Source organism: Oxalobacter paeniformigenes, from assembly GCF_027158465.1.
In the GTDB taxonomy this organism is placed as follows: domain Bacteria; phylum Pseudomonadota; class Gammaproteobacteria; order Burkholderiales; family Burkholderiaceae_D; genus Oxalobacter; species Oxalobacter paeniformigenes.
Genome location: NZ_JAMKYL010000002.1, coordinates 208,200 through 218,854, shown reverse-complemented (window position 1 = coordinate 218,854; position 10,655 = coordinate 208,200). Strand labels below are relative to the sequence as shown.

Annotated in this window: 10 protein-coding genes; 3 read left to right on the top strand and 7 right to left on the bottom strand. The window is 51.1% G+C overall.

What is annotated here, in order from left to right; translation table 11 throughout:
• Positions 1-140: 140 nt before the first annotated feature.
• Genes NAI64_RS04975 through purB form a run of 3 tightly spaced genes read right to left on the bottom strand, consistent with a single transcriptional unit; the run spans position 141 to position 3,096 of the window.
• Positions 141-1,046 carry an NAD(P)-dependent oxidoreductase gene (locus tag NAI64_RS04975; protein WP_269298382.1) on the bottom strand — a complete coding sequence of 302 codons (906 nt, stop codon included), beginning with the start codon at positions 1,044-1,046 and terminating at the stop codon, positions 141-143.
• 27 nt (positions 1,047-1,073) lie between these two features.
• Positions 1,074-1,640 carry an acyloxyacyl hydrolase gene (locus NAI64_RS04970; protein WP_269298380.1) on the bottom strand — a complete coding sequence of 189 codons (567 nt, stop codon included), beginning with the start codon at positions 1,638-1,640 and terminating at the stop codon, positions 1,074-1,076.
• 28 nt (positions 1,641-1,668) lie between these two features.
• Positions 1,669-3,096, bottom strand: coding sequence for an adenylosuccinate lyase (gene purB / locus NAI64_RS04965; RefSeq protein ID WP_269298378.1), 1,428 nt, complete (start codon positions 3,094-3,096; stop codon positions 1,669-1,671).
• Between the two features lie 136 nt (positions 3,097-3,232).
• Between purB and NAI64_RS04960 the strand changes: the two genes are divergently transcribed.
• Positions 3,233-3,838, top strand: coding sequence for a glutathione S-transferase N-terminal domain-containing protein (locus NAI64_RS04960; protein ID WP_269298376.1), 606 nt, complete (start codon positions 3,233-3,235; stop codon positions 3,836-3,838).
• Positions 3,839-3,870: 32 nt separating this feature from the next.
• Here the strand turns inward: NAI64_RS04960 and mnmA are convergent, their stop codons facing one another.
• Positions 3,871-5,001, bottom strand: a complete 1,131-nt coding sequence (gene mnmA, locus NAI64_RS04955; protein ID WP_269298374.1) for a tRNA 2-thiouridine(34) synthase MnmA — start codon at positions 4,999-5,001, stop codon at positions 3,871-3,873.
• A 4-nt stretch (positions 5,002-5,005) separates the two neighbouring features.
• On the bottom strand, positions 5,006-5,467 hold the full coding sequence (locus NAI64_RS04950) for an NUDIX hydrolase (RefSeq protein WP_269298372.1): 462 nt from the start codon (positions 5,465-5,467) through the stop codon (positions 5,006-5,008).
• Positions 5,468-5,991: 524 nt separating this feature from the next.
• Between NAI64_RS04950 and panD the strand changes: the two genes are divergently transcribed.
• Positions 5,992-6,348 carry an aspartate 1-decarboxylase gene (panD, locus tag NAI64_RS04945; RefSeq protein ID WP_269298370.1) on the top strand — a complete coding sequence of 119 codons (357 nt, stop codon included), beginning with the start codon at positions 5,992-5,994 and terminating at the stop codon, positions 6,346-6,348.
• Positions 6,349-6,434: 86 nt separating this feature from the next.
• On the opposite strand, the gene murU is transcribed toward panD, so the two are convergent.
• Entirely contained in the window at positions 6,435-7,148 is a 714-nt protein-coding gene (gene murU, locus NAI64_RS04940) for an N-acetylmuramate alpha-1-phosphate uridylyltransferase MurU (protein WP_269298368.1), read from the bottom strand.
• 42 nt (positions 7,149-7,190) lie between these two features.
• Positions 7,191-8,228, bottom strand: coding sequence for an aminoglycoside phosphotransferase family protein (locus NAI64_RS04935; protein WP_407946913.1), 1,038 nt, complete (start codon positions 8,226-8,228; stop codon positions 7,191-7,193).
• A 93-nt stretch (positions 8,229-8,321) separates the two neighbouring features.
• On the opposite strand from NAI64_RS04935, the gene NAI64_RS04930 reads away from it, so the two are divergent.
• Positions 8,322-10,640, top strand: coding sequence for an LPS-assembly protein LptD (locus NAI64_RS04930; protein ID WP_269298366.1), 2,319 nt, complete (start codon positions 8,322-8,324; stop codon positions 10,638-10,640).
• The last annotated feature ends 15 nt before the right edge of the window (positions 10,641-10,655 follow it).

Below are 10,655 nucleotides of genomic sequence, written 5' to 3'. Positions count from 1 at the left end.
ATTTATCAAACGCCCGCAACTGCGGGCGTTTGTGTTTTTGGCACATATATGGGTCATGCCTGTGAATGTGGTCCGATGCTGTCGTTCCAATAAAAAACGCGACAATATGTCGCGTTTTTTATTGGAGGATCTTTTTCCTTTCAAAATCGATCCGGCCCATTGCCCAGACGGACAGTTGGATTGATCGCTTCCAGCGCGAGCAATGCGGCAGCCTGATCGGCTTCGGCATGGTTTTCGAGCAGGCCGTTGAAGAGTTCGGCTACCCGTTTCGTCAGCGGCAATTCGAGACCGGTATCTTCTGCGGCCGCCATGATATTGGCATGGTCCTTGGCCTGACTCTTGATCTGTCCACCCGGTTTGAAATTGCGGTCGAGCATGCGCTGTCCATGCAACTCAAGGATCCTGCTTTCGGCAAAACCACCACGAATCGCCTGGCGCATGGCGGCAGGATCAGCACCCCCTGCCTGCGCAAGCAACATGGCTTCCGCGACAATGGCGACCGTCCCTCCGACGATCAGCTGATTGCACAGCTTGGCTATCTGCCCACTTCCGGTCGGTCCTACCAGCGTCGGCCGCCCCATTACCTTGAACAATGGCTCGGCGCGTCTGAAATCATCAGGCTTCCCGCCGACCATAATCGCCAGCGTTCCCGCCTCGGCACCGACAACACCGCCAGATACCGGTGCATCCAGAAACGCGACCTGACATGGCGCCAGCATCCGCTGGACTTCACATGCTTCGGACTGTTTCGTCGAGCTCATGTCGATTACCAGCGTTCCGGAACGCAAATCAGGCAACATGGCTTCAACAACCCGTTTGACGACCGGTCCGGCTTCAAGCATGGTAATCACAATATCGGCAGTGCGAACCGCATCCGCCAGTGTATCGGCCACCTTGGCACCATACCCGGCAAGCGGCAATGCCTTTTCACGTGTTCTGTTCCATGCGTTGAGCGGATACCCTGCCTGTACAAGTCGGGCTGCCATCGGCAGCCCCATCAGACCGATACCGACAAACGCGATATTCGGCAAATTTTCGTTACTCACTTGACTGATTCCATCAGGACAAGGCGTTTATTCGAAGCGATAAGCGCCACGCAAAACGATGAAGTTTTCGCCATCGTTCGGCTTGCTGATACCGCCGTTGGAATAGTGCTGGAGTCTCAGACCCAGATCGAAATTGTTGTCGAATACGTAACCCACACCGATATGATCGGCGAATTCAAAGGCCGTACTCATCTTGTTGCCATTGTTGTTGTAATTTTCCGAGAACAGGCTGGCGCCGATACCGGCTTCGACATAAACGCCTTTCTTCGTGGCCTTTTCCCAACGGAATACCGGGGTGATACCGATAACGGCCAGATCCTGTGAACCATGTCCATCGTTGTAACGGTCACCATGCCACCAGCCGAGGTTCAGGTCCCAGTAACCATTCAGATGCCATCCGCCCGCTGTTCTGAGCCAGTCCTTGTTCCAGTCCCACTGGAAACCGACACGTGCCAATTCAACATGTTCGCCGACACCGACTTCAAAAGACACGCCATCGACCATATAGCCGTTGTTTTCTGCAGCCTGACCAGGCACTGCAACAAGCGCCATGGAAGCGACGATGGCTCCCAGACAGTTACGAACGAATCGCATAATTCACCCTTTCCTTAAATATTATTATTCAAATTTTTCCAGCCAATTTCGAAGCGATCCCGGTATAGCTTGCCGGGGTCATCCCCAATAATTCCTTTTTCGCCTCATCAGGCAAATCCAGCCCGTTGATGAAAGCATGCAAATCGTGTTTGTCGATCCCCTTTCCTCGCGTCAGTGCTTTCAGCTGTTCATACGGATTTTCGATGCCGTAACGTCTCATGACGGTCTGTACAGGTTCTGCCAGCACTTCCCATGCGTCTTCCAGATCATGCACAATCCTGTCCACATTGACTTCGAGTTTGTTCAGTCCTCGCAGACAACTGTCGTATGCCAGTACCGTATAGCCCAGCGCAATACCGATATTGCGCAATACGGTCGAGTCCGTCAGGTCACGCTGCCATCTCGAAATCGGCAATTTTTCGGACATGTGCTTGAGCAATGCATTGGCAACGCCAAGATTGCCTTCCGAATTTTCGAAATCGATCGGATTGACCTTGTGAGGCATGGTGCTGGAACCGACTTCACCTGCACGCGTTACCTGTTTGAAGTAACCCAGCGAGATGTAGCTCCAGATATCCCTGTTCAGATCGATCAGAATCGTATTGGTACGTGCGATGGCATCGAACAGTTCCGCGATATAGTCATGCGGTTCGATCTGGATGGTATATTCGTTATATGTCAGTCCGAGTCGTTGCTCGACAACTTCTCTTGAAAAACGTTCCCAGTCGAAACCGGGATATGCTGCGAAATGGGCATTGTAATTTCCGACTGCGCCGTTCATCTTGCCCATGATCTGAACCGCACCGATCTGGCGAGACGCACGCATCAGGCGTGACACGATATTGGCGATTTCCTTGCCCAGCGTAGTCGGGCTGGCAGTTTGCCCATGCGTTCTGGCCAGCATCGGCAATGCGGCATATTCATGAGCCATACCTCGCAACTTTTCGACGACCGCATTAAGCGCCGGCAAAACGACCTCATCGCGGGCCGCCTTGATCATCATGCCGTGCGAGGTATTGTTGATATCCTCGGATGTGCATGCGAAATGGATGAATTCAGCCGCAGGCTGCAATTCCCTTGTAATGGCCGGATCGACATCGACCTTGCGCGGATTCAGGCGTGAAAGTTCCGGCGGCAAATCAAGACCGATGGATTCCTTGATCCAGTATTCGACGGCTTTGACGTCATGGTTGGTAATCGCCTCGATTTCCTTGATACGTGCGGCATCGTCAACTGAAAAACGGTCGACCAGTGCATCCAGGAAACGGCTTGCCGCTTCCGAAAACGGATGAATTTCCGCAAAACCGGCCTGCGACAGCGCCTTGAACCATGCTATCTCGACCTTGACCCGATGCCGCATAAAACCGGCTTCCGAAAGAATCGGTCTTAAAGCGCCGGTTTTTCTCACATATCTTCCGTCAAGCGGCGACAAGGCGGAAAGTGCAGAAAGTTCCATGTCCAAAAACTCATCCGATAATATACGACTTTTTAGTTTAACATTTTCTGCAGGCAATTTGCCTGTTTTTCACGCAATACTGACGTATATCTGACACGCCGATGCTATAATGCGGCATATTTTTTCTGTGTGCGCCATGAAACTGATCGGAATTCTCACCAGTCCTTACGTCCGCAAAACGCGCATTGTATTGTCCGAAAAAAAGATCGGTTATGAATTCGTTCTGACCGACCTGAGCGCTCCGGACAATATCGCGACAAAATTCAATCCGCTTGGCAAAGTCCCTTGTCTGGTTCTGGATGATGGAAAAACGCTTTATGACTCCAGCGTGATTGTGGATTATCTCGACACGCTCACCCCGGTCAATCGTCTTTTGCCGGAAGACCGTCATGCACGTACCGAAGTCAAATGCTGGGAAGCACTGGCTGACGGCATCATGGATGCAGCCATTCTGGTTCGCTTGGAAGGCAAACGCCCGGCCACCATGCAAAGTCCTGACTGGATCGGATTGCAAACCGGAAAAGTTCATGCCGGCCTGAAAGCGCTTGCCGCACAGCTCGGCGAACACACATTCTGCTATGAAAATACCTTTTCACTGGCCGATATTGCCGTTGGTTGCGCGCTGGGCTGGCTGGACTTCCGCTTTCCGGAAATAGCATGGCGAAGCCAATACCCCAATCTGGCAGCCCTGTCCGAACGTCTTGCGAAACGCCCGTCTTTTCAGGAAACCCGTCCACAATGAACCTGCCGCCTGAAGGCGCGGCAGATACACGATCAGGCTTTGGTTGAAACGACGTCGTTTCCCGTCTTGCCGGAGCTATCGATAATCCCGCCGCCAAGGCAAACATCCCCCTGATAAAACACGGCTGATTGTCCTGGAGTGATCGCCCATTGCGGCTGCACAAAACTGGCCGAAAATTCGGCATGTCCCGTTATGTCGAGTCTGCATGGCACATCTTTCTGACGATAACGCGTTTTGACCGCCAGATCATGAGTCTGCGGCGGTGTACCGGCAATCCAGCTGGATTGTCCTGCCACCAGCGATGGTGACAACAGCCAGGGATGGTCATGCCCTTGCACGACGTACAGCGTATTGTTTGGAATATCCTTGCGAGCGACATACCATGCATCGCTCGTACCATCCGGTTTTCTGAATGACTTCAGCCCACCGATACCGATCCCCTTGCGTTGTCCGATGGTATAGAAGCTCAGTCCGACATGTCGCCCGACTTCCACGCCCTCAGGCGTCCTGATCGGGCCTGGCTCATAGGATAGATAACGGTTCAGAAAGGCGCGGAAAGGACGTTCGCCGATAAAACAGATCCCCGTCGAATCCTTTTTTTTCGCATTCGGCAATCCGATTTTTTCCGCTATTTTGCGAACTTCCGTTTTTCTGATTTCGCCAAGCGGGAAAATCGTTTTCGACAATTGTTTCTGATTCAGGCGATGCAGGAAATAGCTCTGGTCTTTCGTATCATCTACCGCCTTGAGCAACTCGAAACGCCCGTCTTTTTCGCGTACCCGCGCATAATGTCCCGTGGCAATCCGTTCCGCCCCCAGAGACATGGCATGATCCAGAAAAGCCTTGAACTTGATTTCCGCATTGCACAATACGTCAGGATTCGGCGTTCTGCCCGCTTCGTATTCTTTCAGAAACTCCGAGAAAACCCGTTCCTTGTATTCGGCTGCAAAATTCACGACCTCGATATCGATACCGATCACATCGGCAACTGTAACGGCATCAAGCCAGTCTTGCCGCGCCGAACAATATTCACTGTCGTCATCGTCTTCCCAGTTCTTCATGAAAAGCCCGACGACTTCGTAACCCTGCTCTTTCAGAAGCCATGCCGATACGGACGAATCGACGCCGCCAGACATGCCAATCACGACTTTTTTCTTGCTCATGCCTTCACTTTCTTTCCACAAACCATGTGGACAACATGGAAAGAGGCATCGTCTGCCCCTTCAGATAATCTTCAATCGACTGCAAAACCAGTTTGCTGCGATGCCTGTGACGACTGGCCAATATTTCATCATATGTCATCCACACCGCCCGCAATATGTCAGGATCGAGCGGACGATCGCTTTCTGATACCACTTTCCCTGAAAAAGTGAAACGCAAAAAAGACACTTTCTCACCCTTTTCCAGGGTATATTGCAGCAAATAAACACCGACAAGCCCATCCGGCGCCATCCGGCAAGCCGTTTCCTCCAGCGTCTCACGTATTGCAGCCTCTTGCAAGGATTCATCCGCTTCCAGATGACCTGCCGGCTGATTCAGCGTGATCCCTTGCTCCGTTTCCTCTTCTACCATCAGGAAACGCCCGTCTTTTTCGATAACGGATGCCACCGTGATTTCAGGTTTGAACATAACCGCTCCGTCTGTACGATTCCGCCTTATTTTAGCGCAATGCCCTGCATTTGCTATGCAACTGCCCCCGCACTCTCCATCCGCGGCATACCGGATACTTGCATGACCGTGGTCAAAACATCACCACCGACATAAAAGTTTGAATTTTTTTGCTTTCCTTGCAAAAAAATTGTGTATTATAAAAAACTTTCCAAAGTGTGGAGGAAATTGACCCAGTCGGCTTTTATTTGATTTACAATCTGTAAAACGTGCGTTATGGCGATGCCGTAAGCCGCCGAAAGCGTCAGTCATCAAATGTTATCAACCGCCAGGTACGGAATGGATAAGGCATTTTGAGGATGCGGACACATCCGGACGACTGGTATCTTTGGTTATCTTATCGCTAGTAAAAGCGCCCATTTCACAATTCGGATTACGGAACGCCGTCCTGTCTGGACACATGCGTTCTTTCATCAAACAGGAAACGAAATGGCAAATACACCGGAAATGCGTATGCCATCTTTCGCAAACAGGAGAAATTGAACATGCAACGGATTATGTTACGCGGAAAAATTCATCGTGCCACCGTCACCCAGTGTGATCTGGCTTATGAAGGTTCCTGCGCAATTGACGAAGATCTGATCGAAGCCGCCGGCATGACGGTTTTCGAACGAATCGAGTTATACAACGTCAACAACGGCGAACGCTTCGCTACCTACATCATTCCGGGGAAACGCGGCAGCGGTGAAATTTCCTTGAACGGCGCCGCAGCACGCCGTGCCCACCTTGGCGATCTGCTGATCATTTGCACCTACGGCCTGATGGATGACGAAGAAATCAAGACCTTCAAACCCAAGGTCGTTCTGGTCGATGCCAACAACAAGATCACGGGTCTGAAGTAAGCCACTCCGTACATTCCATTAAAAAAGCGCCCTATCAAACCGTCGGAACGGTTTGATAGGGCGCTTTTTATCCACAAAACCGGATTTCAGTCCACCGCTCCGACCAGGCCGTTGAGCCGATTCAGCTCATCGATAGTATTGACGTTTTTCCACTCACCACGATAAATCTCGCCTCCGACCTGACCCCGAGCGATATATTCCCGCAATATCGTGCCCAACTGCACTTTCTCACCGGGATGTACCGAATCGAACATGGACATCCGGTATACACCGATTCCTGAAAACGTCCATTTGGCAGGCCCGTCATTCCGAACAGTAAAAGAACTGAGCGCAAAGTCACCCTGTGGATGGAAAGAGGGATTTTTGACCAGATACAACCAGGCGACATCCCTGCTGGATTCGTCATATGGCTTTCCCCAGACATCGTTGTCCTGCAAAACCGTCTCGACCTGCCTGAAATCGAAATAGGGACAGTAAATATCGGAAGCAATGGCAACGAACGGTTCCTCGCCCAGCAAATGTCTTGCCTTGGCAATCCCGCCTGCTGTTTCCAGTGCCGTTCCTTCACCTGAATACCTGATGGAAGCGCCGAAAGCCGAACCGTCTCCAAGTCTTTGCTCGATCTGTTCCCCAAGATGGGCATGGTTAATGACGATTTCGGTAATACCTGCGCGAACCAGATTCAGAATATGCCAGACAATGAGTGGACGTCCACGCACTTCCAGCAACGGCTTCGGACAACTGTCTGTCAACGGTCGCATACGGTTGCCGCGACCTGCGGCGAATATCATGGCTTTCATGTCAGTATCATGGCCTTTGAAAAAATATCCGGAAAACGATATTCAGAAAGAATACGTGACATCCGGTTTGTTGTCCTGCAACTCATCCAGCAAACGTGCCAGCGGCGCCAATTCGTTATAGCGGTGAGCCGTTTTGCTTGCATATTTCATGACCAGCGGTATGTCCTTGAGATAGGCATCTTTTCCATCGCGATGGTACAAACGCGCGAATATCCCCAGAACTTTCAAATGTCTCTGGACCCCCATCCACTCGAAATCCTTGTAGAACTGGTCGATATCGGGATTGACGGGCAAACCGGTCTTTTTCGCTTTTTCCCAGTAGCGAATCACCCAGTCCAGTACACGTTCCTCTTCCCATTCGATATAGGCATCCCTGAGCAACGACACCAGATCATATGTCAAGGGGCCATACAAGGCATCCTGGAAATCCAGTATCCCGGGATTGCGGGCTTCACCGGACATGTGCATGAGATTTCGCGAATGATAATCCCGATGAACGAAAACCTGCGGTTGTGACAGATTGTTCGCCAGCAAGATATTGAATGTTTTTTCCAGTACCGCCTGCTTTTCCGGCGTCATCGGAAATCGCATATGCTTGTCGATATACCACTCCGGAAAAAGATCCAGCTCCCTCTTCAGGGTCGCACGATCGTATTCTGGCAGCACATGCGGTCTGCTGGTTTGCTGTATACGCAGCAACGCATCGATGGCATCCCGATACAGGACGCCTGCATTGGTATCGTCGAGTTTGTCCAGATAGGTTGTGGTTCCCAGATCGGACAACAACAAAAAACCCTCGCGGGTATTTTGCGCCAGCACCTGCGGTACGGAAACGCCGCTTTGAGCGAACAAGGTCGCCACCCGGACAAACGGCTCGATATTCTCTTTTTCAGGCGGTGCATCCATTACGATGAACGAACGATTCTCGCCATCGACGCGAAAGTATCTGCGAAAACTGGCATCCGATGACGCCGGTCTGACGGTATCCGGCTCCAGTTTCCATTCATGCAATGTTTCCAACCATTGCATCATGGAAACAAAACGGTGATCGCCGGAAGAATTTTGAGTGGTTATTGACATGAAAGGCAAAACAATCCGTTATCAGTGAGAAAGTTCTCATATAATAAGCGATTCTGGATAATATATTGTAGTCTTCTTATTTCAACGCTTTTCATGAGCCGTTTTTTTGCCTGTTTTCTGTCGCCTGTCCTGCTTGCATTGCTGGCAGCGTTACCGGTGACACTGCATGCCGCAACACATGCGACCGGCAAGACAAAAAACACTCGTCCACAATATACCGAAAACAGGGACGCCCCAACGATTCTGCAGGCAGAGCAGATCACCGGCCGGCCGGCACGTGACCTGTACCTGGATTATGAAGTGGAAGTCGAACGTGACCAGACCCTTATCACGGGCGACCACGGTATATTCCGCCAAGAAGAAAACGAGGCGGAAATCATCGGCAACGTGTTCATCCAGCGTTTTGATGACCAGTTTGTTGCAGATGAGGCGAACCTGAATCTCGAAACCGGTGAAGGCGTCCTGAAACGCGCATCCTACCGCTTGGGAGTCAATCAGGCACAAGGTACAGCCTCCCGTATCGATATGACCGGCGACAATCAGACCGACATTTTCAAGAGTACCTACAGTACATGCGAAGGGACAGATCCGGACTGGTACCTGTCTTCGAAAAAGCTGCATCTGGACAATTCGCACAATACGGCTTATGCCACCAGTCCGGTGCTGTACTTCAAGGATGTTCCCATTCTGGCAGCTCCTGCCATGACGTTTCCATTCAAGAATGAACGGAAATCCGGCTTTCTGCCCCCGACCATCGGCATAAGTTCCAAAAACGGGCTTGAAGTCAATATGCCTTATTACTTCAACCTCGCCCCCAATTACGACTTGACCGTCACCCCCAACCTGATCGCACGACGCGGCTTGCAACTGGGCGTTGAAACACGTTATTTGGGGGCGAACTATTCTGGCATCACCTACATCGAATATCTGCCCAACGACAAGGAAGCCGACCGTGACCGTTACTTCTTTTCATCACAGCATCAGCAGGCTTTCAACAACGGCTGGTCCTATTACTGGAACGTCAAGTCGGCGTCCGACGATGAATATCCGGACGATTTTTCCGTACCGCAAAACCGTGGCGATATGGAGCGACTTTTGTTGCGTGAAGGCGGCATTTCCAAATCGCTCGGCATCTGGAACGCGACGTTACGCGCATCGAGTTACAAGGTTTTGCAGGATGACGAGGCTCCGATCATCAAACCGTTCGACCGGCTTCCGCAATTCATGTTGTCCGGCGGGCAGGAAAATGTCCATGGCTTCGACTGGAATGTCTATGGCGAAATGACCCGTTTCTGGCTCTCGGACGATGAGCTGGAGCAACTGCCGGCACAGGAACAGGCACGAGGCGATCGATTCGTGATGAAATCGGAAATTTCTTACCCGATGATTTCCGGCGGCTATTTCCTGACGCCGAAGGCCATTCTGAATATGGCAAAATACGATCTGGATGAATCGCCTTACGACACCCGCTCGCTGACGCGCGTATTACCGACGTTTTCCCTGGACAGCGGCCTGATTTTCGAGCGTGACGCTCCCATGTTCGGCAAAAACATGACCCAGACGCTGGAACCGCGCCTGTTCTATGTCTATACCCCATACAAGGATCAGCACAAATATCCGATTTTCGATTCCGGTGAGCCGAGCTTCGGTTATGTCACCCTGTTTACCGAAAACCGCTTTGCCGGTTACGACCGTATCGCGGATGCCAACAATCTGACTGCCGCCCTGACAAGCCGTTTCATCGAAGACAATGGCATGGAACGTTTCAAATTCACGATCGGGCAACGTTATTATTTCCGCGACCAGCGTGTCTATTTGTATAACGCCGAACGCGATGAATCGAAAAACCGCTCCGACCTGCTGGCCATGGCAGACGGACATATCACCCCTGAATTCTCGTTCGACACCGCTATACAGTACAACCAGAGTACACAGAAAATGTACAGCGCAAACTTCAGTACACAATGGAAACCCGGTCCCATGAAACTGCTGAACGCCGAATACCGTTATCTGAGAGACACGACATCCATCTACAACCGGTATTCCCCGACGGCACTTGCCGGACTGATCAATTATTATCCGAACTGGGATTATAGGGATTACCTCTACAACAATGAAATCGACCAGATCAACGTATCCGGACAATGGCCGATCGCACAAAGATGGTATGCTGTAGGACAGGTCAGCTATTCTCTGCCGGACAACAAATCCATCGAAAATATTCTCGGCGTCGAATACAACGCAGACTGCTGGATATTCCGGCTGATGGCACAACGTTACGTGACATCGTCGACAGAAACCAATACCGCGTTTTATTTCCAGCTTGAGCTCAAAGGCTTGTCGAAACTGGGAACCAATCCGCTCAATGCATTGCAAAGAAGCATTCCGGGTTACGAACCACTTTCAAACTGATGCTGTTTGTCGCCA

Coding starts and splice junctions, on each gene's coding strand:
- murU (WP_269298368.1), bottom strand. CDS start 7,148: ATGAAAGCCATGATATTCGCCGCAGGTCGCGGCAACCGTATGCGACCG.
- mnmA (WP_269298374.1), bottom strand. CDS start 5,001: ATGAGCAAGAAAAAAGTCGTGATTGGCATGTCTGGCGGCGTCGATTCG.
- NAI64_RS04970 (WP_269298380.1), bottom strand. CDS start 1,640: ATGCGATTCGTTCGTAACTGTCTGGGAGCCATCGTCGCTTCCATGGCG.
- NAI64_RS04935 (WP_407946913.1), bottom strand. CDS start 8,228: ATGTCAATAACCACTCAAAATTCTTCCGGCGATCACCGTTTTGTTTCC.
- NAI64_RS04930 (WP_269298366.1), top strand. CDS start 8,322: ATGAGCCGTTTTTTTGCCTGTTTTCTGTCGCCTGTCCTGCTTGCATTG.
- NAI64_RS04950 (WP_269298372.1), bottom strand. CDS start 5,467: ATGTTCAAACCTGAAATCACGGTGGCATCCGTTATCGAAAAAGACGGG.
- purB (WP_269298378.1), bottom strand. CDS start 3,096: ATGGAACTTTCTGCACTTTCCGCCTTGTCGCCGCTTGACGGAAGATAT.
- panD (WP_269298370.1), top strand. CDS start 5,992: ATGCAACGGATTATGTTACGCGGAAAAATTCATCGTGCCACCGTCACC.
- NAI64_RS04960 (WP_269298376.1), top strand. CDS start 3,233: ATGAAACTGATCGGAATTCTCACCAGTCCTTACGTCCGCAAAACGCGC.